This window comes from Paenibacillus suaedae (genome assembly GCF_032337355.1).
Taxonomy (GTDB): Bacteria; Bacillota; Bacilli; order Paenibacillales; family Paenibacillaceae; genus Paenibacillus_B; species Paenibacillus_B suaedae.
This window is the reverse complement of the sequence record NZ_JAVYAA010000010.1, coordinates 80,979-104,018: the sequence shown is the minus strand read 5'-3', so window position 1 is coordinate 104,018 and position 23,040 is coordinate 80,979. Positions and strand designations below refer to the sequence as shown.

The window sequence follows — 23,040 nt, the reverse complement described above, 5'->3', positions numbered from 1 at the left end:
AGCAGAGGGTCGGCGGTTCGATCCCGTCAGCGTCCACCATAATATGCCGGTGTAGCTCAGTTGGTAGAGCGGCTGACTTGTAATCAGTAGGTCGAGGGTTCGACTCCTTTCGCCGGCACCATTGTTACCTTATTGGGGATTAGCCAAGCGGTAAGGCAACGGACTTTGACTCCGTCACGCATAGGTTCGAATCCTATATCCCCAGCCATTGTAAGAGCCATTAGCTCAGTTGGTAGAGCACCTGACTTTTAATCAGGGTGTCGAAGGTTCGAGTCCTTCATGGCTCACCAGTTAAATATCGTGCGCGTATGGCGGAATTGGCAGACGCACTAGACTTAGGATCTAGCGCCTTTGGCGTGGGGGTTCAAGTCCCTCTACGCGCACCATATCATTAAACCCTTGTCGGACAAGGGTTTTTTGCTGTTTATAGGGAAGTGAGGAGCATTATACTCCCCACCCATGCTAACAGCCTTGCTAACGGAGAACTAATTATCCACAGGTACGAGGTCTTCTTTTGATGAATTTATTGCTTCTGAATATTTGGCCATGAGGTTCTTTTTCTTTTCTTCTCTCATGTGAGTATAGATGTCTCCAGTGATTGCTACACTGGAATGACCCAATATTTCTTGGATGTCTTTCAGGTCGAAGCCAAGCTCCCACAAGTTAGTTGCAAATGAATGCCGTAAGTCATGAAATCGAATGTATGGCAATCCACTCTTTTTGATTATCTTGTCGTAATCATGGCGTAATTGAGCTGGACGTATTGGCTCTCCGTCTGAGTGGCAATTAATCAAGCCCCATTGTTTCTGATACGCTTCGTTCTTTTGTGCGTTGGTATGATTCTGCTCGATTTTCTCTTTCAGCGTTTCAAGTATAAGCCTATCAATGATAGGTGTGCGCCTTTCGGATTTCTTTGTTTTTGGTTCCTGGATGATGAAGCCGAATTCTGTATGGTACGTCAGTGACTGCGAAACCTCGATGTATGTCCTTTCATAAGAAAAGTCGCTCTCTTGGATGCCTAGAACCTCTCCACGCCGCATTCCCGTGTTTATGGCCGTCAGATAAGCCGTGTAGAAGCGACTTTCAGATGCCGCCTTAAGAAATGTCTGGCACTGCTCCAGCGTCCACGTAAGACGTTCCTTTTTGGTCACACGCGGTGGATCAACCTTCTTCATAATATCAGTGGGAATAAGCTCCCATTTAAAGTGTGCCATTCTCATCGCTCTACGGAGTACGCGGAAAATACCATGAATATAAGAATCAGAGTATCCTTTTTTCTTCAACTCAGTAAGGAAGGTCTCTATTTTATCCGCACTTAAACTATTTAGTTTGATTTTCCCTAATACAGGAATCATACGTTTCCTAACGAGCTCTCGATTTGTAATATAGGTTGTTAATCGGTGCTTTACTTTGGAGTAGTTTTCTAACCAAAATTCAAGATATTGCTCAACCGTCATTTGTGAATCAGGCTTATACAAGCCTTTTTTGATTTCGAGTATCTTTTCGAGCTTGGCCAGCTCTGCTTCTTCTTCTGTTTTAAATCCACCCTTAGACTTCTGCTTTCTCTTCCCCGTTAGAGGATCAGGGGGAAGGTTAACGACATACGTCCAGGTGCTACCTCGTTTGTACACGTGTCCTTCCATTGGTGCTACTCCTTCCTATTAGGTAAATTGCAATATTTCTTCAACGTCATCCATTAAAATAAGGAATTGTTCTATATCAGTACCGTGTCGTTCTGCAATTGAGGGAAGGTTAATCCCTATTTGTCCACTGCTCGTTCCTAAGATTAAGTCTGAGAGCAGCACAGATACGCACAACATATCCCCATAATCCTCGGGCTCCAGACGTTCGAATGGTCCATCCACTGGTATAAAGAGCGCATTTGACCAATCAAGCTCGTTTGCTGCAGGTTTGACGACTAGCTGAAGTGGCCTCACCCTGTCCGTATAAAAGTCGTAATAAGCGCTAATACGCAAGCTGTACACCTTCTTTCACTATTGATGAATTTCCCTGATCGGATACTGCAGCAAAGAATCTACCGGCATACACACGTCTTCGAATTTGCTCAAGGCGCTGATGTGCCATATCAATCGGTACTTTGAACTCGTCAGCCAAGCTTGCTGCAGCATCGCAACAGCGTTCTGGAAGAGTCATTACCCTAATCATCGAAATGGGCATAGCTGCGTACATCGTAAAGGCATCAGCTTCAGCTTCCTGCGCCTGAGTAAACTGCTCAGGCATTATGGTTTGATTCCCGGCATGCCGGAGTAAATGGCATAGCTCATGCAGGAACTCAATCCACTGTTCACGTGGTGGTAATCTTGAATCGATATTCATCGAGTACATACCAGGGCGCACTTCGAGCGCTTTGCTTCTCATTGGAGTGTAGTAAATCCAGATATTCAGGCGGTTCGCTATTTCCTCGATCGTGAGGTGATATGTATTACTGATATTGATCTTTTCGTATAGTTTCTCTGTAAACTCCTCAATACGTGTCATTTGATAGTGTTCTATCATGATGAATGCCCCCGATATAGAATGTATGTTCGTATTTAGGGTGAAAATAAAAGCCCGACGGGGCTTAGAGTATCTTAAAGTTCGCTTTTCTTTTTCTTATCAAAGTCTGCCCATTTCTTTTGTAATTCTGGAGGCAGCTCAGAAGATGAAATTCGTCCAGAACCAATATTTTTTGGCTGAGATTGTGTTGGTTGTTTTTTATCTTTGATGGCTTTAATAATTTGAAAAATCAAAGCAATGACAATAACACTCAGACACAGTGAAACGATTACTTTCATCCACCAAGTCGTATGCCAAAGGATGCCAAGGAAGACAAAAGCGAAAATAAGGGAGATTGCGTTCTTGACTCCTTTATTGAATAAAATTGCGGCAATCAGTATGATGAGCAATATAGCTATCAAGATATCAGCCCCTTGTTAGTAAGACCTATTCACTACTCGCCTTGGCGATCTCCTAATTGTCTACCCTTCTCAGCTTCTTTAATAATGCGCCAGAATTGCATAAGTTCTTTTTTTCTCTCTTCCGGTGCTTCAAGGTACTCCTTAAAGAAAATTCCATGCTGTGGATCGTTTATGAAAGCTTCAAAATCTTCATCTTCCAGATTTGATGGCTGCTTGTCGGTAGTTGGAGTTGGAGTGTCAGATCGGCCTAGTAAGTAGTCACCTGTAACCACAAAGAAATCAGCAAATAAGTTGATTTCATCGTGTTCAACGGGACGCTTTCCTGACTCAATTCTCGATAAAACACTATTATTCATACCAATCTTTTTCGAAAGCTCCAATTGGTTCAAGCCTGCTCGTTCTCTTAACTTTTTAATCCGTTCTCCTGTAACCGACATTACTATACCACCTTTCCATTTCAGCAAATATCTTATCATTTTTCTAAAACGGAAAAAAGAAATTTGCTAAAATAACAAAATATCTGTTGACTTTGCTAAAACGGCAATGTATATTTGTATTAACGGAATTGCTAAATCAGCAAATGGTAGGGGGTGCAAAGTGATACAACTAGATCTGAATTTTATAAAAAGTCGGCGTATGAGTAAGGGGTTAATATTACAGGATGTTGCAACACGATTGGGTTTTAAGCATGCTTCGACATATATGAAGTATGAAGATGGGATTTATTCTTTTAAGGCTAATCAATTACCGATTCTTGCGGAATTGTTAGATTGCCAGATCGAAAATTTTTTTGCTCAGAACTTTGCTGAAACAGCAAATGATATATCTTCAAAGGAGGTGAGCTAGTTTGGCTAAGGTTCTTGAAATGCCCACAACACTTGCACAGGCGCTTCGCTTAGCCGCTGATTTAGCCGAGCAGAATGAGGAGTTATGGCAGCAACTTAAGAAATTGGAATCGAGTCGTTACCCTGATGTACTGCTTTCGAAGCACATCCTTGAATTGATGGGCTGGTCGAAAGCAACGCTTTCTCAAGCTGCTAAGGATCCAACGTTTCCTCATCTGGATGCGGCAAGAAAGAAAGGAGACGCCATTCGATGTTTAAAGTGGGATTTCTTCGATTGGTTAAAAGCTCGGTCACGGAGGGAAGAACAATGAGATTCCGCTGGCTTAGAAAGTCGTCCCGAGCGGCCTGCATAACGATGACGGTTGCTCGGGTGAAGATTCAAGGAATGGATATCGAAGAGGCATTAAATTTCACATTACATAAGGGACATGCAAAGAATCCTGAAGCGATTTCGAAAAGGGAATGGCGTTCGTTGAATCGGGATGTCAGTGAAGCTCTGCGGAAGATAGAAGAAAACCGCTGGTGCGGATCCAGCGCCAGCGGGTGAGGGAATAGATGGGGAATTGCTTAAATTCATATTACAACTTATCGCCCACTATTTCTGTTCGAATCTCGAACGGGAGGTGAGAGGCTGTGAAATTTGGTGTCATTATCAAGGCGCTGCGGACGCGAAAAGGCTGGAGCCAAGAAGAATTAGCCGACAAGGTTCACATGTCCCGCAGCGCAATATCAAAGCTGGAAAACGACCAGCAAACACTTGATGTTCCAACACTCATGCGAATGATTCAAGCTACGAACGCCCCCGAAGTTGCTGTATCTATACTCTACGGCATGGACGGCATCACAATTCTTCAAAACATTATGACGGCATTTTGAAGGAGGTATTTTCATGGATAGAAAGATTCTTGCGGCTGAAGCGTTAGCTGCTGGACGAGCTGCGAAGCACAATCTGAAGGTGATTCAGGAGAATCCAGAAAAGATTCATCCAGGGAAGATGGAGAACGCTGAGGCATACCTGAACATGATGATTGAATTTGCAGAAGAAGAAATAAAAAACGCCCGGCAGGCAGGCCGGACGTCGTTGAGAACTTGGTTGAAGTGTCTCGTGCTGTCTATTGTAACCTCTGAAAAACAGAAACGCAAGGAGGGAGCAGCGTGAACGAAGAGGATATCAAACAATTCACGGCTGCACTGGCTGTGCGCTATTTGCAAGTTACGGAAGAGTATTCATTGAGTGCTCGGTATTTTATCAATATGGATGTGACCACAACGCCTATAGAGAAGTTTCAGTCAGCTCGTGTTCAGGCCGAAACAGCTTACGCTAAGTGGCTTTTGTTCAATGAGGTTATAAGTGAGCTTCCACTCGATATAAAACAAGCTTTCCTCAAAGAGTGCGAACTTCTCAAATCTGAATAGATATGACAAAGCTTCGGCTTTGTCTCTCGGCGTCGTACGGTATTCTAACCTTTCCTTCCGTGCGGCGTCGAGAGATGTGGCTGACGCATCAATACATAAGAGAGTAGGTGATAGATTGGCACGACCTTGGATGCAAGAGCTGCTATGGGTTAGGCGAGATGATAACGGTGAAATTGTCCGCGTCTCTCAAGATCCACCCAAAGAAGGGGACTTCATTCCTACTGTGAGTGTTAAGAGAGTCAACAGCAAGCCTAAAAAAAAGAAATGACCCGCAGCAACGGGTCATTTCGGTTCATTGAAAATCAAATATTACGGCCATTCTACCACGGATGGTCTGAAATGCACAAGGAGGATGACCATGGGAGCGGCTATGTCATTGGATGTCACAAGAGGACGGATCGAGGTTGTGATCCAGCCGAAGCTCAGATATTCGCCTACGACCTTATCAATCAGGGGGCAATCAGGAACGGTTGAACTGCATGCCGACGATGAGCAACTGGAAGAAATCGAACTTGCCATTCGTGAGTATCGGAAAAATAACCGCAAGGAGGAGATTGCATGAAACAGATTAAATTGGAGCGATTGACTGCTCGTAACTTCAAGGGTTTCCGCGACTTTGCATTAGTAGCTGATGGTGGGAATGTTGATGCATTTGGCGACAACGGTACAGGTAAAACGACGATTTTTGATGCTTTCATGTGGGGCTTGTTCGGAAAGGACAGCACTAACCGCACCGATTTCGAGATCAAGGAACTTGACGAAGCTGGAAACGTTCGTCAGCACGGACTTGACCATGAAGTAGAAGTGGTGCTCAGTCTTGACGGACGTCGGAAGGTTTTCCGGCGTGTGTTCGCCGAGAAATGGACGAAGAAGAGAGGATCTGCTTTGTCCGAGTTTACAGGGCACACGACATCTTACTTTGTGGATGGTGTGCCAGTTAAGCAAGGAGAGTACACCGCGGCGGTTGATACGGTTATCCAAGAGGATGTCTTCAAGCTTCTGACCAATCCGCAATTCTTCAATGAACAGTTGAAGTGGGAGCAACGTCGACGAATTCTCTTAGAAGTCTGCGGTGATATCACGGATGAAGAAGTCATCTTCAGCAACAAGGCATTAGAGAAGCTTCCTTCCATCCTGTCAGGACGAAGTATTGAGGATCACCGCAAGGTGATCGCAGCACGACGGGCAGACATAAATAAGGAGCTGGAGAAAATTCCGGTTCGCATCGATGAGGCGCGCCGCAGCGTGCCGAACATCTCTGAGCTTGACGAGGAACTGTTGCTAGAGGACATCCAAACAGTTCGTGGACGTATCGCGGCGAAAGAAGATGAAATGTCACGAATACAATCTGGTGGCGAAATATCTGTTAAAGAGAAGCGGCTACGGGAAATTGAAACCGACATGATCGGAATCAAGAACGAGCTGCAGCAAGAGACATTAGGGCGCCTCTCACGCAAGCGGGAAGAAGTTGATTTACTCCATCGGGAAGTTGATCAAATTCGCCGCCACATTGATGACGCTCAGCACCACATAGAAACGAATAGACGAAGAGCACAGGGACGTGAGGAAGACGCGAAACGCTTACGTGAGAAATGGTCTGAAGTGAGTAGTCAACAACTGATGGATCATCATCATAATGATAACTGCCCAACTTGCGGGCAATCGCTTCCGGAAGATCAGGTTCAAGCGGCTAGAGATAAGGAATTGACTGATTTCAATGTTGCTAAAGCACGACGCCTGGAACAAATCTCAACCGAAGGTAAAGCAGCAGCAGCTGAAGTCAAGCGTCTGCAGGAAGAAGTAGATCGGTTCACTGTTGCAGTTGAAGAGAACCATCAGGCGTTATCAGCAAAGCAAGAAGCGCTCGCCGCTGCTGAAGAAGAATTAACTGCCCTACGTGCCAGCATGCAAGATCCGGCAGCTGATTCGCGATATCAGCAGTTGAAGTTTGAGGCGGGGAACTTACGACAGGAAATTGAGGAGCTTCGTTCATCGACCGTTGCTGCAGCGGGTGCCGTTCGTGAACAACTTGCTGGGCTTCGAAAGGAACTCGAATCACTCGAGGCAGAGAAAGCCAAGATTGGCCAAGCAAGAGCAATCGATCAACGCATTATTGAACTAGAGAAGCAAGAGAAATCACTGGCGGCTGAGTTCGAGCAACTTGAACAAGAACTTTTCCTCACGGAGGAGTTCATCCGGACTAAGGTCAGTATGCTGGAGACGAAAATCAATTCTAAGTTCCATCATGCTCGGTTCAAATTATTCGACCAGCAGATCAACGGGGGCCTGAAAGAGGTTTGCGTGACCACCTTCAAAGGTGTGCCATATGACGGTGGATTGAACAACGCGGCGCGAATCAATGTCGGTTTAGACATCATCAACACATTAGGTCAGCATTACGGTTTCACTGCACCGATTTTCGTCGATAACGCAGAAGCCGTTACGAAGCTGATTGACACGGACGCGCAGGTAATCCGCCTGGTCGTGTCTGAAGCGGACAAACAACTTCGAGTAGGGACACAACATAACAAGATGCAGGAGGCGATTTAATTGAGTGATTTTTCAACGGTACTTACCAAGGTAAATGATAACTACTTCCCTATGATCGAGCGACAGCTTACAGGTAACGGTATTGAAATGGATCAATACTCGAAATCCTGTGTCCTGAATGCAATTTCGTCTATCAATAACGCTCTTGATACAAAGGGCATCAGTTGGAACGATGATCAACTAGATAAGAGCAACATCACGCAAACCCTAATCCAAGTGGCTTCGCTTAAGCTCAATGCTGCGGCGAGCCCACGGGAAGTATTTTTCCAAATTCGAAATGTTAGTGTGAAAAAGAAGGAGAACGGGAAGGACGTAACGATTTGGAAAAAGCAAGTGGAGATGGGGATCGAAGGAGACGGGAATGACGCTATTCTCGCTCGATTTGGTAGAGATGTTAAGAAAGTTGGGCAGTATTGGCTTGTACGCGAAGGGGATGAATTTGATTATCCCGTTTATACCGGATTTGACGTCATTCCCCCGAAATGGAGGCCGACAGGTAAAGGCGATGTTGTTCGGGTCGTATATCCAATTATGAAGAAGGACGGTACGGTTGAGTTCTATATTGCAGAACGTGATGACGTTATCCGCAACCTCATAGCTCATATGAATAACAACTTGATGAACGAGACCTTTGGTTTATGTGCTGATCGATTCAAGGCAACGGCGGATCAGAAGAAACAGATCACTGCAAAGAAAGCAGAGATACTTAATAAGGCGAAACAGCTCGGTCTTGCCGCTTTGGACGATCCGGACTTGCAGCAATACATTAGCCCAGCATGGACAGAACCGCAAAGTAGAGAGTCCATGATCATTAGAAAAATGCGGAATAACATTGTAAAGAAGATTCCTAAAGACTTCGGTAACGCGTTTGTCGAGATGGTTTATACAGATACAACAGATGAATCCTATACTGCCGTACAACAAGAGATCGCAGAGAGGGCTAATGGTGAGATCATTGACGTTGACCCTGTTGAAGTTTCTGAGGAGTTCCAAATGGGAGAACGACCGGACGATGATAGCGGAACAATTGAATCAGAAGAACAGGAGCAGGGCGTCATCAGCTTTGAAGAAGGGCCTGGCTTCTAATGATCGACATTCTTCCGCTTGGCTCCAGCAGTGCGGGCAACGCCTATCGGGTAACCGATGGGCATACGTCCCTCCTGTTGGAAGCTGGGCTCCGGTTCAAGGACATTCAGCGAGCGTTGGAGTTTCGGTTGTCGGATATTGCTGGATGCCTAGTCTCGCATGATCACGGCGACCATAGCAAGTCTATCAAGGATCTGATGAAGGCAGGAATTAATGTTTATACCGGACAGGGGACGACGGAAGCTCTGGGGCTCTCAGGGCACCGTATACGACCTGTGGCAGCCCGACAGCAGTTTACCATCGGTACATGGACTATTCTCCCGTTTGAGGTCGAACACGACGCTGCTGAGCCGCTAGGATTTATCCTAGCGAATCGATCGGGGGACAAGCTACTGTTCGCGACTGATACCTATTACATTCGGTACCGGTTCGCGGGTCTGACCCACATCATGATTGAGTGCAATTATTCTATCAAGATATTGCGCGAGAACATCGCTGCTGGACGTGTGCCGGCGGTCATGAAAAACAGACTGCTTCGATCGCATTTCAGCCTTGAGAATATAAAAGAATTTATCCGGGCGAATGATATGCGCCGTGTACAGGAGATTTGGTTGCTACATTTGTCGGACAAAAACAGCGACGAAGAGCTGTTTAAAAGCGAGATTCAGGCGCTGACTGGCAAACAAGTCATGATTGCTAGACGGTAGGTGATCGCATGAATGAACTGACTGGTACCCATATGAAAAGCATGATTGGTAATCGGATATGGAAGTTGAAAGATTCTGATCCAGAGGCCTTCAAACGGGAAGTAAGAATTTATTTTGAACGAGGCTATCCAGGATGGACGGTTCTCAGTGCGAAGTACCCATTCATTTATCTCAGGGACGATAGGGGGAGATTGAATTGAGTGTGGTTCAGATGGATCTGTTTTCAGACTTTGAACAGGAGCCGTCATTGAACGGAATGTACTACGAACGAAGCACGAATCGATTTGTATCGTTCGTGCTGGGTCGAAGATATTTCGAAATCTCTTTCTGGGAGTGTCTTGGTGACAAGGCGTGGAAAGAGAAATTGAAGAGAGAACGCGCAATAGATTAGGGGATGAGTCAATGCCCAACAATAGTTTTCCTTTTCCGACTTATTCAGGTTTGTTGGAGCCACAGCACTACAAGAACATAAGCACTGCGATATGGCTATTCCTTTGGTGCATTAGCTCCACGACAAAGGAAGTCGAAAAAGACGGAATTGTGTGGGGTATAGTGCTCGGGAACAAGCCCATGAAGTTGTCTGAAATCTCTCAAAAATTTGGGGTTAATGATAAGACGGTGAGTAGGTGGCTAGACACCTTAGAACAACATGAGTACATACGAGTCACTAGAGCACCACACGGATTAATAATCACTGTTAAAAATTCAAAGAAATTCAGCTCTGATAAGACAGACAAAAATGTCCGATCACTCGAAAATGACAAGACAGAAATGTCCGATCACCCACCCACTGATAATACAAATTTGTCCGATCACATAGGAAGTGATCAGACAGAAATGTCCGATCACCCGGACAAAAATGTCCGATCTAATAAAGATATTACAAAGATATATAATACTGCTGCTATTAATACGGGATCGAAATTTGAAGAAATCATGCAAGCATTCTGCCGAATTCATGGCAAGCTAGATATCCATGTTAAAGCTTTGGACATAACCATGATGCACGAGATGATCGCCCTGGGAGTGCCGACTACCCTAATCATTCGAGTCATGGAAACCATTTTCCGAGATCGCGGAGGTAAGATTCATAGTTTCAGCTATTACAAAGACGCCATCTTGGAAGCTTGGGAAGCGGAAAAGGCCATAACTACCCCCTCGCCGCAGGGAACAGTCGCCCTTGGTCAACCGCCTTCACATCATGGATACCGCAGTAAGCAACAGCAACAGCTTGACGAGCTGATGAAAATCATCGCTGAGGAGGAACGCCATGAACAGAGCAGAAGTGGCTAGATTGCTTCTAGGGATTAAGCAAAATTATCCGTCATTTGATGCTAGCGCCGAAAGCGTTGAACGTCATGCAAGGTACCTTCGAGATATTCCGTTTGAGGTTGCGAAGCAGAACCTTGATAGTCACATCATGACAGAGCGGTTCCCACCAACGATTGCGGATCTACGTGGGCGATTAGGAGAACAGATCGAGAGGAACCGGATGAAACAAGAGACAGACGAATATTTCAGGCAGTTGGACGAATGGAGGAAGAAAGCAGTACCGCCACCGCGAGGCAATCTTGAAAAGATACGGTCAATCTTAAAACGGGGTGAGAGAGTATGAACCAGCAGAAACAACAGCACCACCCGACACTGGCTGACATCCTTGGAGCGGAACCACCGCATGATATTGCAGCGGAACAGGCTGTACTCGGCTCAGTTTTGATCGATCCGCAGTTGATGGACATGCTGCAGGAACGTCTGACACCAGCCTCATTCCATGCCGCGAAGCATCAGAAGATATTCCGGAGAATGATGGATCTAGCTGTTGAAGGTGATCCGATCGATGTACTGACACTTGTTGCGAAGCTTGTTGAGCATGACGAAGCTGCGATCGTTGGGGGAGTTAGTTATCTTACACGATTGGCTAGCAGCGTTCCGACCACAGCCAATACAGAGCATTATGCGGGCATCGTGTTGGAAAAGTATTTGCTTCGCCAGAGCATCGAGGCAAGCATGGCGCTTATACAGCAAGCGGCAACATCGGGCGACCCCGGGAAGATCATAACAGGCTTACAGGACACCGCGACGCGGCTGGGGGACATGGCGGCACCGAAGAAGGACTTCACCCGATTAAGGGATGTACTGATGGATGTCTACGAGGAAGCTGAAGAGCGTTATGAAAACAGGAACGAAGACCGCGGGATTACGGGGTTACCTTCTGGCTTCGATGACTTGGATCGTATGACAGCAGGTTTCCAGAAGAGTGATCTTATCATAGTCGCAGCTCGTCCCTCAGTTGGTAAGACTGCGTTTGCGCTTAATATCGCGCAGAACGTTGGAGTCAGGACGAAAGAGACGGTTGCAGTATTCAGCTTGGAGATGTCGCTGAGGCAGTTGGTTCAGCGGGTGCTTTGCTCAGAATCACGAGTTGATGCCAGTCGTATGCGGACAGGATACTTCGAGGATGGCGACTGGGAGAAGATGACGAACGGAATTGCACAGCTCGCTGAGGCGAACGTCTTCCTAGACGACACCCCAGGGTTAAACGTCTATGAGATCCGCGCAAAGTGCCGGCGTCTCAAGAAGGAACATGGACTAGGGATGATCATCATCGACTATCTGCAACTTATTGCAGGTCGCGGTCGAGGTGATAACCGCCAGCAGGAAGTATCTGAGATATCACGGATGTTGAAGCAGCTGGCTCGCGAGCTGGATGTCCCAGTCATTGCTCTTTCACAGTTAAGCAGGGGAGTGGAACAGCGGCAGGATAAGCGACCGATGATGTCCGATCTTCGTGAATCTGGTTCGATCGAGCAGGATGCAGATATTGTTGCGTTCCTGTACCGAGATGATTATTACGACAAAGAATCAGAGAAAAAGAACATTATCGAAATTATTATCGCTAAGCAGCGGAATGGCCCTGTTGGTACCGTTGAGCTGGTATTCCTGAAGCAGTTCAACAAATTCGTAAACCTCACACGAGCCAATGAGCAGCAAAAGCGTGGTGCATAGAGGAGGAGTGTTCAGTGAGCTGGATCATGAGTAAATGGGGCGTATATGAGTACATGAAGCAGCGCTTCGAACAGACCTATCAGGTTCCAACTCGTGAGGAGCTAGAAACAGCATTCCCGCAAATTGATTCGGACGAATTGAATGAAGGTGTGCACGAGTTTGAATGTCGGGTAGGCGTTTTGTCATGAAGCAGAAGACTATTGATCCATTTTTTCATCAGAGCATGTACTACACAGTGATAGGAGAGGACGGGTATACGATCGGGGAAGTGTTTGTAATCGATCGTAGTCTGCTGCCACGACAGAAGGGAAGAACGACGAATGAAAACGATGGGAATCGACCACGGAACCAACTACGCAGGATGGGCAACCATGAGCAACGGCAAGCCAATTGATTTTGGTCTCCGTGATTATAGCGAAATTAAAATGCCGTTTGTCCTAGATGCAATATACCAGGACACATACAACATGTTACGAAAGGAACAGCCAGACGTCGTTGTGTTGGAGCGTCCAGTCCATTTCAAGAATGCGAATAGTGTAATAGCTCTTGTTGGTGCGTACTCCATGGTGACGCTGGCAGCGCTCCATCAGGGCATCAAAATTGCAGAAGTCAGACCAACAGAATTGAAACGGGAGACGGGCAAAGGGAATGCAGACAAGGAGACTGTAGCAATAGAAATGCAAATGCTATTCGACTTGGATTATGACGAAATTGCGGTTCCTGTGTTGTACCAACGGGACGACCCGAAAGGGAAATTCAAAAAAGGCGACATTAGAGATCGTTTATTCGACCCGTCAGATGCTATTGCGCTCTGCTGGGCCTTCCATCAAAAACTTAAAAAAGGAAAAGGAGCTGCATAACATGGGTTACATCGAGTCAGAAGGAACATTGCTGGGAGCAAATATGAAGAAGGGCGGGAAGATGGTTCTGCAGATCGAGGTTACTCAGGATCTTGATAGCCGTGAAGATTATTACCACCTTCGCAAAATGATTGAAAAAAACATTCGATTCTCTTTGGAGAGTCAGGTCGTGCAATATAACGTTGCAGTCGATGCGCGAACGGAGAAACCGATCAAGAACTATCGGGTGGATGAAAAGGGTGTTGTATCTGAGGTTAAGCCAGAAGGCGAACAGGTAGAGATGGAGTTGGAAGGCGTTCCGAAAGAGGAAGTACCGGTTAAGCACGAAGCGAAGGAATCAGATAAGACCATCATTGACGACTTCATCGTTTCTGGGCTGGCACCGACATACGAGGATTTGCCTTATGACTTCGCGGCCTACGTTCAGCGCATTCGTAGCGGGGAAACGTACATGAAGATTGCTAATGAGCTCGATGTGAGCAGCGGACGGGTTGCTGAAATCATCGAAGATTATCGGACACGGGTTGCACCGCTGGCGATCAAATGGGACGAGTGGAGAAAGGGCAATGTTCAATTTGAACCGGAACCTGCAGCGAATAAAGAGGGCAGTGCTGAAGAAGTTGATGATACAAAGTCAGATGGGCACGACGGATCCGACATGGGAGCAACTAGCACTGATTCAGTAGAGTTTGAACCAGAACAAGAAGTGACTGCTGGTGAAGATAGCGAGCAGGCACAACAGGCAGCAGGCAATGAGGATACTACTGCTGGTAGCGAAACTGAATCAGTTGATAAAGAAGCACTGGAACAGTTCATCCTGCAGCATCGCCCAGCATATGAAGATCTTCCTCTCGACTTTCCAGCATTACTTGAAAAGCGTCTGCAAGAGAATAAGACCTGGCGTGAAATTGCTAATGAAGCGGGCATGACAAGTGGGCAGTTGAGTAGTCGCTGGAGCATGTACAAAAAGCGTGTGCAAGAGCAAATGAAAGACGGAGGAGCGGCTTAAGACATCCTAACAATCCTAAGGTTTGAAGTCGTTTGGCGGCCCTTTGCGGCCGTTAAACAGAACGTATGTGCGGGTGAGGCTGTGACTCAAAGAGAAATCAAAATGACGATCGAAAGAATATTCGAAGCTTATAGGCAGTTCAGTTTTTTGAATCGACTTAACTTGCCAGTAGTTCCGAAGGAAGCGCAGATTTGTAAATCCATTGACGCTGTAGTCGAACACTTGGATCCGATAGAAAGATGCTTAGTGTATGAACGCTATATGAAAAAGACGAGAGTATCGGATCTGGAGGTTTATTCTCAGAAAATTAACCCACCACTTAGCGCAGTGACTTATTCAAACATTAGACAATCAGCATTTGAAAAACTTCTGATGGCATTTAAGCAATTGGGGCTAATTCAGTGATGGAGTAACTAAAGCGGAAACCGTTATGGAAATGTGGAGGGAGGATTTATGAACAAAGTAAGATTCAAACTTTTCATTGCAGTTATTGCAGCATCATTCGTGGCAATGTCGCTTTCGTTGCTTGCTTACGGGACGATTGCGGCGTTCATGTTAAATGTGTAGATGATTTTAGCTAGATGAATTACAGACAAATTAATAAATTCATTTCATATATGTAACGCTTAGGCCAGATTGAGAGGATAAAGTATATCCACTCAATCCCTTCAATCCGGCCGTTATGAACCGTTTTTCGGTTTTTGACCAAATGTGAACTCTACGGAGACTATGATGAGGTCAAAAATGATTTTGATTTTCCTTAGATTCATATGGCCATCCCTCCTTTACGTGTGGGATGGGTGTTACGGTAATACGGTTTCTATTCTATCATAGATGGAAATATTTTCACAAATAAAATTGGACAGAGAGGTAAAGGGAATGAAAGTGGAGATAGATATAAACCTCCGACGGTGGTTCATTGGGTACTGGATGCTTGGAAGCAGTTGGAGTGGAAAACGAAAGCATGCATTTTACTTGGGGCCTTTTTCATTCTGTATCACGTTAGGGGGGACAGCTGATGAATAATGTGGTTGATTATAAAAAAATCGATTCATACTTTCTAACTGAGGAGCAGCTGCAAGCAGAATGCGAGCGGCTTGATGCTTTAAAACCACGTGACTACAAGGGACAGACCGAAGTCTTTGCCCCACAGAAGAAGTGGAACGGGAAGTATATCCGGAAGGGTGGGGAGTGGTAGGTGGTCAACCAATAATAAAACGCCCTCCGCTGATCCTTGGCCAGGCTGCGGGGGCGTTTTGTAACATGTCCTCATGTTCCATAACCAATATACCATAACGAGGGGAATGAGGGGAATGGCGATGGTGTGGGGGCAGTGTGAGCTCTTTGCTAAAGCAACAAAAGAGGAAGTCGAACGCACTAAGTTCCTTCTCGAAAAATATACAGATATGCTCATGCTAATGCGTGATTACGAGCAATTTGAGAAGGAAATGGCGCAGGTAGCCATCGATGGGGAGGCTGCCCGCCGGATAGATTCAGATGATTTGCATGCAGATAAAACGGCAAATGCTGTTATTTTGAACGAGAAGCAGCGCTGGGTGTATAAGCAGTATAAATTCTATACCAGCATGCTGCAGCGTGCCTACAGGACTATTATTGATGAGGAAGTAAAGAAGGCGGTAGACTATCGATATATTCAAGGATATACGAGGAAAGAGACAATTCTATTTTTTCGTCGGGGATTGAGTAGTAGTACGATCGATAGACGTATTGAAGATGGGGTTATTGCAATTGCTGATACCCTGAAGCTATGGAGTTTTTTTGAGCAAATAGAAGAGTTTTAAAAAAGTCAGGCACGGATCATCCGTGCCTGACTTTTTATCATATTAAGACTGCTCAACGGGATGAAACTCTTCTTGGAAATAATCTGCTAATTGAATCCCCTCTTTTGAAGCAATTTCTCGGAAGGTTGGAAGAAAATTAGGGTTACTATCAATGAATTCTGAGAGGCCATTATAAAATCTACCAAAGTGGTAACCAGCTCTAAATAGTGAGTTTAGTATTTTTACTATTTCACTATCCAGGGCCTTATATTTTAAATAATATATTAAATAAAAACTTTTGGAATTAGCATTATCATATCCGCGATATTGAACTGTAAGTGAGTTAAAGTGGCTTTTTACTGGCTCGAAAAATCCATATTGATCAAATAGCCTGATTTGTTTGTCGTTTGGTATTCCCAAAGGATGAATTTTTGTAGCGAGTTTTTGGACAAAATCCCTTTTCTCTTCTTCATCTTGAATTACTTCATTCTCAATAAGGGTAGTTGCCAATATCCAGAAGCAATCCAGGAAATTACCTATGTTTTCAAATAAAGAATGGTGCCAGAAATATCTCATTAATTCCTCATTCTCTGAGAACATCATTAACTTTTCTGGGAATGCTTCCATGAACTCGGAAAATATTATATGTTCTGATGTGACGAAGGTATGGAAGGCTTCGTATACATTTTGGTCAGTGCAATTGAAGATTTCTTTCCAAAAACGATTTTTTATATGATCGTCATCAAAGGTTAGATCGATGTGCTCCTTATAAATTTCAGTTAACAGTTCTGGAATTTCGCTTGATCGTACTACATTCGGAATTTTTTCTATCAAGTAATCAAAAGCTGAGTTAGGTTTTTTATATTTAGGATCAAAGTGTTTATCAATTTGTTCTAATAACCACTGCTTTCCTCCGTTCACAATAAATTTTGAGAGGTGTGACTGTACAAAAGACCAAAACTCTTCAACTTGACTGTGATTGATTATTGAATCCTTAGCATGTGCACAAGTATTTCTAATTTTTCTCCAGTGGGGCATATCTTCAATAATATCGTTGCTTACCAGGAATACTTTGCTAACTGGAGGTGGCTTCTCCCCATTGGGGCCTTTTTTCTCTTTCTCTTTTTCCTCTATACAAGTAAATACTCTTTCTTCCCAAAGTTTTTCATCTTTAAGGTCATTCAAGACTTTCGGCCAGTGGTTTTCATGAATTAGATGCGGCTTTGGACTCTTTAATAATCTATCTCTTAGAGCCTTCATAAAGCCTAAATAGGACATTAAGAATGCCGGTCTGTAAACACCTATACGATAACATTTAACGGCATCATCAAAAAGCATCTTAGCTTCTTCAGAAATGTCTTGTCGTTTAATCCATTGTTCAAAATTGATTTCCATATAATCATACCCCTTTTGAAAATGTGATCACTTATCCATAATACAAAAAATTTGACGACAATGTGGTATATTATGATAAATCTTGACGACCACATGACGAAAATACCGTGCTAATATGTAATCATGAAAGAGCAGGCGAGAATGACACGCACGGCTGCATATAGGCAGCATTTGAACCGGGGCGTACCTCATCTCGTATGCAATAAGGGGGACAAACCAACACGGCTTGTCCCCTGTTTTCATTACTTCTTGTTAGTAGCGTTCACAATTGCTGTCTTGTAGTTCAACCAGGCAACCAAAACTGGACAAACTGCAGGAATGGTTTTGGTACAAATAATTCCTAAGAGTATATACATTGTTACTCCCCCTTTCGTTATGTGTCTTTTCGTTGCTTAAATATAGAGAGCTGTTTATCTTTGTGACAGGCTATATGAAAATAGGGAGCGATTTTTTATGTGCTTAAGCATTAGTGGAGTTAAACGGGGTTTTTGAGTGAATATCATTTTGACGTGGAAAATGAGGCGTTTGTAAAATGGTGTTGTTCTTCCTCTCTAGTTACAAAGTACGTAAAGATTTTAAGCAAAGAGCGAAGCAATTTTGCGGCGGCCGTTTGCGGACGCAATTGCTCGAACAAAACTTTTTGATTGAAATAACTTTATATATAAACCGAAGTCGCTCATTCTTGGGCGGCTTTTTTTGTTGGAGGAATTACCTATGAAGAAGAAAAAGAAACGTTTTAGAGATCCGCCGAAGCAGCCGGTTAAATGCAAGGGGTGTGTATGGGGCGACTGGACGGGCACGAAGCAATTTTGTATGATGCCTACCTGTACAAAGAAGCCATGACGTGATACTTTTGCAGTAAATAAGTCAAGGAGATGGCTAAATTGAATATTCAAGTTGACCCGTGGAATATATCCTTATCATTGGCATCTATAATTCTTTCTGTCGGAGGAGCAATTTGGCTTTTTGTAAAACATACTTCTGAAAAATATATCGATCAGCAATTTCAAAAAAAAATAGAGGAATATAAAACTAATTTACAAGGTGTTTTAGAAACGAAAAAGTTCGATCTACAAAGAATGATGCTTGATTTTAACTTATATCGAAGTAAGAAACATGAAATCTATCCCGAGTTGTTTAAATTGTTTCTTAAGGCGACATATGGTCTAAATAATTTGAAAAACAACTGGGATTTCCCTCTTTTTCAATTGCTTAGTAAAGAGTTTGTTGAACGATATTTAATTGAAAAAAGTGTTGGACAAAAGGAAATTGAATATTTGACAGATCGTTGGTTAGAAGACGAAGAAGCAGCTGAAGAAAAGATACAAGATATTAAGTATGCAATTAAAAGGTTAGAGACCAAAAGTGTTAAGAATGATTATGAGGTTTTTCGTAATTATTTTTTAGAGGTAGAACTCTTTCTTTCAGATGAAGGTGTTAAAGTAATACAGGAGATAATACAAGACTTTGATGAGATTCTGGAGAACATAATATATGATATCTTTATGATTTCATACGAGATGGATGAAGTCTTGAATAATAAAGCACGTACGGATACTGATACTCTGTATAAACAAATTTCCTTGAATGTCGATAAATTGAAAAAACAATTTAAAAATGAACTTTCCGTTGCAGAGTATTAAGCACCTTAAATGGTGCTTTTTCTTTTGCTGTAGAAGGGTAGTCCTTCCTGATGTCGAAATAAGACGATTAGGAGGGATAATACTGGTGCAGTTCTTCAACAACATTGATGCTAATGCATGGATTCAGACATTTGGCGGTTTTATTGGAGCTCTTCTAGCGGGCGGTATCTCGATATTTGTATTTCGAGGACAAGTAAAATTCGATTTAAAAAAAGAACAAAATAAGGAAATTGAAAAATTTTTAAAGAGCAATCTTAAAATCTGCAATTGGCTAAAATCTGCAGCTGGTTCAGCCAGTGAAATTTCAAGTGCAGTAAACAATACCGACCTTACTTTGAAGTTGAAAATTGCAATACTAAGGAATGAAATAAATGCTTTATCGTATTGCATAGATGTATTGAATCAAATTAATGATGACTATATACCTTTGGAGTATTATAAGGATTTTATTGAAATGAAGGCACACTTAGATCTTCTTAATACAACAGCCAATATACAACTTAATATTTATGAAAGTAATAACAAGTTTGTTTATACTACAGACTTAGACTTGATGGCAGCAAAAATAGCTGAATATAATGAGCTGTTTGCGAAATATGGAAATGAGAAGGAAGCTAGATTGCATCTGTTATGGAGATGAAAAGGAATCTAGATTTATAGCACCGATACAGGTGTTTTTTCTTTTGTAATAAAACGACCAAAGGAGTAGCATGAAGTGACGCTTATTGTCTCATAATGACGATTGGGTTATTATGGTTGTGGGGTGAATCATGTGAATAATAAAAGCAAGGTACAAAATCCACTTACGATAATAGCTATCTTTGCGGGTATTGCTGAAATAGCCGGCACAACAGTTTTGATAGGTTTGCCTATTGAGATCCAAAGAACTTTTGTTTGGTTTGTTATGTTATTTCCATTTGTCTTAATAGTCTTATTTTTTCTTGTGCTGTTGTTCAAACACGGTGTTTTATATGCCCCAAGTGATTTTACAGATGAAAGTAATTTTATTGGCATATTAAAGAATCGTAGTAACAAAATTAATAATGAATTAACCGAAGCGACTAGTGAAATCGTAGAGGCTAAAAAATTGATAGATGCACTTGAAGAAGCTAAAAAACAGTTGGAAGAGTCTACAGCTGAGAATATATACTCTACACAAATTAAAGAATTGTCAAAGAAACTTAATTCAATTCAGAACCAAGTTGAAAATGCAATGCAGACTAACAAGAATACACAGTTAACTAATAATATTAAACTACATAAAAAGAATAACGGGAAAATAGTATCTACTACAATAAAAAACATACTTGAAGAAATTGAAGAGTCAGGATTCGTAGGAATCACAATAGGAGAAATAGAAAAGATTACAGGTTATAGTAAAGAAGAAATTGTTACCGCGCTTTATTCGCTCAGAATTGATGGAAGTATATTAAGCGATGGAAACAGATATTATAGAGATCTCCGTGAAAGAGCACTTTGATAAGTGTTCTTTTTTTTGTTTTAAAACCAGCGAATATTAGCCGTTCTAAGGTACGCATATTCTAATGAGTCGAATGTAAGATGAAGATTAGAAAACGTCATGGTGGTACCGTAGAATCGTTTTACGAGAGTGTTATGGATGCACATATGGCAAAACCAACTTAACACAAACAGACATTCGAGGGAAATAGTAGGGAAAAGAGTCGGGACTGATTCTAAATCAGTTTACATTCGACATAATCCCTTGTGGAAATATAGGGAAATATGTGTGAAAATATTAATATATCAATGAGGGGAGGAAAAAGTTATGTCAGCTTTGTTATACGAAAACTTTATTTGTAGTGCATTTAGTTTTGCTCTAAACAAGCAAGTTGGGCGTGGGAACGATCCTGCACACCTTGCAGACACTGACATTTTTAATTTTGGCTCATTGGAACGTGTTAAAACAGGAGCGGCTTACGCAATAGGAATTTACAACGCGCATATTAGAAACCTCGAGGAAATGGAAGATTCTGATTACGATCTGATGGATAAGTTTTTATCAGATGTAATCAATGCCAATGATTCAGAGCAAGTTGCGCAATTAATTGATAAATATAGATCGACATTTTTTAAAAAGTATAATCTGAAATAAGCACCTTCGGGTGCTTTTTCTTTTGGAGGAAGAAAGTATGAACATTCAAATAATTCCGATAGACCGCATCAACGCAGCATCCTACAACCCTCGCGTTGACCTGCAGCCAGGTGATCCAGAATACGAGAAGCTGCGTCGAAGTATTGAGGAGTTCGGTTACATTGACCCTATCGTTTGGAATGAACGTACTGGAAACATGGTCGGCGGTCATCAGCGTTACAAGATCCTCGTCAACGAGTTAGGGCGTACGGAGGTTGAGGTTTCGGTCGTTGACCTAGATGAAACACAGGAACGGCTCTTAAACATCACCTTAAACAAGGTAGAAGGTCGATGGGATGATGAAGCATTGTCACGCCTTCTTGAAGAGCTCCAAGCAGAAGCAGCAGACCTTGGACTTACGGGCTTTGATGCCGATGAAATAGAAAGCCTTATTGAAGAATTCACGGAGCCGTCAGAGGATCAGCTCGGCGATTTTGAGAATAGAGAACTGGATACGAGTGAATTCGACGAATCCCAATTCGGGTGTAAATGCCCGCGCTGTGGATTCGTTTTTGATTCTGAGGGTGAGTAGATATGCCAGCATGGGATTGGAGTTTGAAAGATATTGATGCCGTAAATAAGCACGGGAGAACGGTGTTCAGCTGCTTCTCTTGCGGTGGCGGCTCAACTATGGGATACAAGCTTGCAGGATACACGGTGCTGGGGAATGTGGAGATTGATCCCCAGATGATGCGGATTTATCGGCGCAATCATAATCCTAAGCATCCCTTTATGATGCCAATTCAGGATTTCAAGGCACTGCCCAATGATGAGCTGCCACCTGAACTGTTTAATTTGGACATCTTGGATGGCTCGCCACCATGCAGCGTATTTTCTACTGCAGGTGCCAGAGAAAAGAAATGGGGCGGTGAGTTTGCGTTTCGGGAGGGGCAAGCTGTTCAGCGGCTGGATGATCTGTTCTTTGACTTCCTAGATGTAGCGGAGAAGCTTCGACCTAAAGTCATTGTTGCTGAGAACGTCAAAGGGATGATCATAGGAAAGGCACGAGGCTATGTCAGCATGGTTCTGTCACGGTTCCGAGAACTTGGTTACCGACCACAGTTGTTCCTTCTGAATTCGGCTACGATGGGCGTACCGCAGAAAAGGGAGCGGATCTTCTTTATTGCTTCGCGGAATGATATACCTTTCCCACGGTTGCAGCTCGAATTCAATGAGCCGCCAGTTCTGTATAGGGACATTCGTGACGGGGAAGGGGCGCCTTTAAACCCTAGCACTAGGACGTTCCAACGGTGGCAGAAGCGACGACCGCGGGATCTTAATATGGGCGATGTGACAGAGAGGGAAGAGGGTAAAAACAGTAATTTCAATACAATACTGGTCAAGAATCAAAAGGTACCGAATACTATTGCGAGCTCTTCTGTGTTTGTTCGGACAGACGTACCTCAACAGGTTAGCGATTCGGACGTTATTCGGATTCAAACATTCCCACGGGACTACGATTTCATGGATGCAGATGTCCAGTATGTCTGCGGTATGAGTGTCCCACCGTTAATGATGAAGGGTATTGCTTCAGAGATTCACAAGCAATGGTTTAGTAAATAAAAAAGAGGGCGCGTCAACGCCCCCTTACCCAGTCAGGTTCCCCCGACTGAGATAGTGGAAACCCGTGGCCACGGAATCGAAAGCCACTATCTCGCCACCAATTTTAACG

32 protein-coding genes and 4 tRNA genes are annotated in these 23,040 nt (G+C 43.5%); 30 read left to right on the top strand and 6 right to left on the bottom strand.

Annotated elements, in window-relative coordinates; translation table 11 throughout:
• Nucleotides 1-45 precede the first annotated feature (45 nt).
• The 4 genes from RQP50_RS27760 to RQP50_RS27745 all read left to right on the top strand — a co-directional run bounded on the left by RQP50_RS27760 (nt 46) and on the right by RQP50_RS27745 (nt 386).
• A tRNA-Thr gene (locus tag RQP50_RS27760) sits at nt 46-121 on the top strand.
• A gap of 12 nt (nt 122-133) precedes the next feature.
• Nucleotides 134-208: transfer RNA gene (locus RQP50_RS27755), tRNA-Gln, on the top strand.
• Between the two features lie 6 nt (nt 209-214).
• Nucleotides 215-290: transfer RNA gene (locus RQP50_RS27750), tRNA-Lys, on the top strand.
• A 12-nt stretch (nt 291-302) separates the two neighbouring features.
• Nucleotides 303-386: transfer RNA gene (locus RQP50_RS27745), tRNA-Leu, on the top strand.
• Nucleotides 387-485: 99 nt separating this feature from the next.
• Here RQP50_RS27745 and RQP50_RS27740 read toward each other — a convergent pair.
• From RQP50_RS27740 to RQP50_RS27720, 5 genes are all read right to left on the bottom strand, one after another.
• Complete coding sequence (locus tag RQP50_RS27740; protein WP_315747385.1) at nt 486-1,643, bottom strand: tyrosine-type recombinase/integrase; 1,158 nt, start codon at nt 1,641-1,643, stop codon at nt 486-488.
• Between the two features lie 18 nt (nt 1,644-1,661).
• Complete coding sequence (locus tag RQP50_RS27735) at nt 1,662-1,985, bottom strand: hypothetical protein (RefSeq protein ID WP_315747384.1); 324 nt, start codon at nt 1,983-1,985, stop codon at nt 1,662-1,664.
• Nucleotides 1,966-2,517, bottom strand: coding sequence for an ImmA/IrrE family metallo-endopeptidase (locus RQP50_RS27730; protein WP_315747383.1), 552 nt, complete (start codon nt 2,515-2,517; stop codon nt 1,966-1,968). Before RQP50_RS27730 ends, RQP50_RS27735 begins: the two co-directional genes overlap by 20 nt.
• 74 nt (nt 2,518-2,591) lie before the next feature.
• Entirely contained in the window at nt 2,592-2,918 is a 327-nt protein-coding gene (locus RQP50_RS27725) for a hypothetical protein (RefSeq protein WP_315747382.1), read from the bottom strand.
• Between the two features lie 32 nt (nt 2,919-2,950).
• Complete coding sequence (locus tag RQP50_RS27720) at nt 2,951-3,355, bottom strand: helix-turn-helix domain-containing protein (RefSeq protein ID WP_315747381.1); 405 nt, start codon at nt 3,353-3,355, stop codon at nt 2,951-2,953.
• Between the two features lie 160 nt (nt 3,356-3,515).
• Here RQP50_RS27720 and RQP50_RS27715 point away from each other — a divergent pair, with 160 nt between their 5' ends.
• The 19 genes from RQP50_RS27715 (at nt 3,516) to RQP50_RS27625 (ending at nt 16,199) form a co-directional block, all read left to right on the top strand.
• A complete protein-coding gene (locus RQP50_RS27715; RefSeq protein ID WP_315747380.1) occupies nt 3,516-3,764 on the top strand; it encodes a helix-turn-helix domain-containing protein in 249 nt (82 codons plus the stop codon).
• 1 nt (nt 3,765) lies between these two features.
• Nucleotides 3,766-4,074 (top strand): hypothetical protein, encoded by a 309-nt coding sequence (locus RQP50_RS27710; RefSeq protein WP_315747379.1) that lies wholly within the window; start codon nt 3,766-3,768, stop codon nt 4,072-4,074.
• Nucleotides 4,071-4,310, top strand: a complete 240-nt coding sequence (locus tag RQP50_RS27705; RefSeq protein WP_315747378.1) for a hypothetical protein — start codon at nt 4,071-4,073, stop codon at nt 4,308-4,310. The genes RQP50_RS27710 and RQP50_RS27705 overlap by 4 nt, the downstream gene beginning before the upstream one ends.
• 86 nt (nt 4,311-4,396) lie before the next feature.
• Nucleotides 4,397-4,639 carry a helix-turn-helix domain-containing protein gene (locus RQP50_RS27700; protein ID WP_251487807.1) on the top strand — a complete coding sequence of 81 codons (243 nt, stop codon included), beginning with the start codon at nt 4,397-4,399 and terminating at the stop codon, nt 4,637-4,639.
• A 13-nt stretch (nt 4,640-4,652) separates the two neighbouring features.
• A complete protein-coding gene (locus RQP50_RS27695; RefSeq protein ID WP_315747376.1) occupies nt 4,653-4,922 on the top strand; it encodes a hypothetical protein in 270 nt (89 codons plus the stop codon).
• Nucleotides 4,919-5,179: a hypothetical protein gene (locus tag RQP50_RS27690; protein WP_315747375.1), complete on the top strand. Its 261-nt coding sequence runs from the start codon at nt 4,919-4,921 to the stop codon at nt 5,177-5,179. Before RQP50_RS27695 ends, RQP50_RS27690 begins: the two co-directional genes overlap by 4 nt.
• 358 nt (nt 5,180-5,537) lie before the next feature.
• Nucleotides 5,538-5,741 (top strand): hypothetical protein, encoded by a 204-nt coding sequence (locus tag RQP50_RS27685; protein WP_315747374.1) that lies wholly within the window; start codon nt 5,538-5,540, stop codon nt 5,739-5,741.
• Complete coding sequence (locus RQP50_RS27680; protein WP_315747373.1) at nt 5,738-7,729, top strand: AAA family ATPase; 1,992 nt, start codon at nt 5,738-5,740, stop codon at nt 7,727-7,729. The genes RQP50_RS27685 and RQP50_RS27680 overlap by 4 nt, the downstream gene beginning before the upstream one ends.
• Entirely contained in the window at nt 7,730-8,815 is a 1,086-nt protein-coding gene (locus RQP50_RS27675) for a hypothetical protein (RefSeq protein ID WP_315747372.1), read from the top strand. It abuts the gene before it with no gap.
• Complete coding sequence (locus RQP50_RS27670) at nt 8,815-9,522, top strand: MBL fold metallo-hydrolase (protein ID WP_315747371.1); 708 nt, start codon at nt 8,815-8,817, stop codon at nt 9,520-9,522. The genes RQP50_RS27675 and RQP50_RS27670 overlap by 1 nt, the downstream gene beginning before the upstream one ends.
• Before the next feature lie 202 nt (nt 9,523-9,724).
• Nucleotides 9,725-9,913 (top strand): hypothetical protein, encoded by a 189-nt coding sequence (locus tag RQP50_RS27665; RefSeq protein ID WP_268598181.1) that lies wholly within the window; start codon nt 9,725-9,727, stop codon nt 9,911-9,913.
• An 11-nt stretch (nt 9,914-9,924) separates the two neighbouring features.
• Nucleotides 9,925-10,815 (top strand): MarR family transcriptional regulator, encoded by an 891-nt coding sequence (locus RQP50_RS27660; protein ID WP_315747370.1) that lies wholly within the window; start codon nt 9,925-9,927, stop codon nt 10,813-10,815.
• Nucleotides 10,793-11,137, top strand: a complete 345-nt coding sequence (locus tag RQP50_RS27655) for a replicative helicase loader/inhibitor (RefSeq protein ID WP_315747369.1) — start codon at nt 10,793-10,795, stop codon at nt 11,135-11,137. The genes RQP50_RS27660 and RQP50_RS27655 overlap by 23 nt, the downstream gene beginning before the upstream one ends.
• Nucleotides 11,134-12,528, top strand: a complete 1,395-nt coding sequence (gene dnaB, locus RQP50_RS27650; RefSeq protein ID WP_268594194.1) for a replicative DNA helicase — start codon at nt 11,134-11,136, stop codon at nt 12,526-12,528. The genes RQP50_RS27655 and dnaB overlap by 4 nt, the downstream gene beginning before the upstream one ends.
• A 14-nt stretch (nt 12,529-12,542) precedes the next feature.
• Nucleotides 12,543-12,716, top strand: a complete 174-nt coding sequence (locus RQP50_RS27645; RefSeq protein ID WP_315747368.1) for a hypothetical protein — start codon at nt 12,543-12,545, stop codon at nt 12,714-12,716.
• Between the two features lie 132 nt (nt 12,717-12,848).
• Complete coding sequence (locus RQP50_RS27640; RefSeq protein WP_315747367.1) at nt 12,849-13,388, top strand: crossover junction endodeoxyribonuclease RuvC; 540 nt, start codon at nt 12,849-12,851, stop codon at nt 13,386-13,388.
• Between the two features lies 1 nt (nt 13,389).
• Nucleotides 13,390-14,397 (top strand): hypothetical protein, encoded by a 1,008-nt coding sequence (locus RQP50_RS27635; protein WP_315747366.1) that lies wholly within the window; start codon nt 13,390-13,392, stop codon nt 14,395-14,397.
• Between the two features lie 1,018 nt (nt 14,398-15,415).
• On the top strand, nt 15,416-15,595 hold the full coding sequence (locus RQP50_RS27630; RefSeq protein ID WP_315747365.1) for a hypothetical protein: 180 nt from the start codon (nt 15,416-15,418) through the stop codon (nt 15,593-15,595).
• 115 nt (nt 15,596-15,710) lie between these two features.
• Nucleotides 15,711-16,199 (top strand): hypothetical protein, encoded by a 489-nt coding sequence (locus tag RQP50_RS27625; protein ID WP_315747364.1) that lies wholly within the window; start codon nt 15,711-15,713, stop codon nt 16,197-16,199.
• 42 nt (nt 16,200-16,241) lie between these two features.
• Here RQP50_RS27625 and RQP50_RS27620 read toward each other — a convergent pair whose 3' ends face one another.
• Nucleotides 16,242-17,573 (bottom strand): hypothetical protein, encoded by a 1,332-nt coding sequence (locus RQP50_RS27620; RefSeq protein ID WP_315747363.1) that lies wholly within the window; start codon nt 17,571-17,573, stop codon nt 16,242-16,244.
• A gap of 714 nt (nt 17,574-18,287) precedes the next feature.
• Between RQP50_RS27620 and RQP50_RS27615 the strand changes: the two genes are divergently transcribed.
• From RQP50_RS27615 to RQP50_RS27585, 7 genes are all read left to right on the top strand, one after another.
• Nucleotides 18,288-18,416: a hypothetical protein gene (locus RQP50_RS27615; RefSeq protein WP_315747362.1), complete on the top strand. Its 129-nt coding sequence runs from the start codon at nt 18,288-18,290 to the stop codon at nt 18,414-18,416.
• Between the two features lie 41 nt (nt 18,417-18,457).
• Nucleotides 18,458-19,216, top strand: a complete 759-nt coding sequence (locus RQP50_RS27610) for a hypothetical protein (RefSeq protein ID WP_315747361.1) — start codon at nt 18,458-18,460, stop codon at nt 19,214-19,216.
• A gap of 85 nt (nt 19,217-19,301) precedes the next feature.
• Nucleotides 19,302-19,856 (top strand): hypothetical protein, encoded by a 555-nt coding sequence (locus RQP50_RS27605; RefSeq protein ID WP_315747360.1) that lies wholly within the window; start codon nt 19,302-19,304, stop codon nt 19,854-19,856.
• A 132-nt stretch (nt 19,857-19,988) separates the two neighbouring features.
• Nucleotides 19,989-20,696, top strand: a complete 708-nt coding sequence (locus tag RQP50_RS27600) for an ATP synthase subunit B family protein (RefSeq protein ID WP_315747359.1) — start codon at nt 19,989-19,991, stop codon at nt 20,694-20,696.
• A 306-nt stretch (nt 20,697-21,002) separates the two neighbouring features.
• Nucleotides 21,003-21,329 carry a hypothetical protein gene (locus tag RQP50_RS27595; RefSeq protein ID WP_315747358.1) on the top strand — a complete coding sequence of 109 codons (327 nt, stop codon included), beginning with the start codon at nt 21,003-21,005 and terminating at the stop codon, nt 21,327-21,329.
• A gap of 37 nt (nt 21,330-21,366) precedes the next feature.
• The gene (locus RQP50_RS27590) at nt 21,367-21,900 is read left to right on the top strand and encodes a ParB N-terminal domain-containing protein (RefSeq protein ID WP_315747357.1); all 534 of its coding nucleotides are present in this window, start codon (nt 21,367-21,369) and stop codon (nt 21,898-21,900) included.
• A 2-nt stretch (nt 21,901-21,902) separates the two neighbouring features.
• On the top strand, nt 21,903-22,931 hold the full coding sequence (locus RQP50_RS27585) for a DNA cytosine methyltransferase (RefSeq protein ID WP_315747356.1): 1,029 nt from the start codon (nt 21,903-21,905) through the stop codon (nt 22,929-22,931).
• Nucleotides 22,932-23,040: the final 109 nt, after the last annotated feature.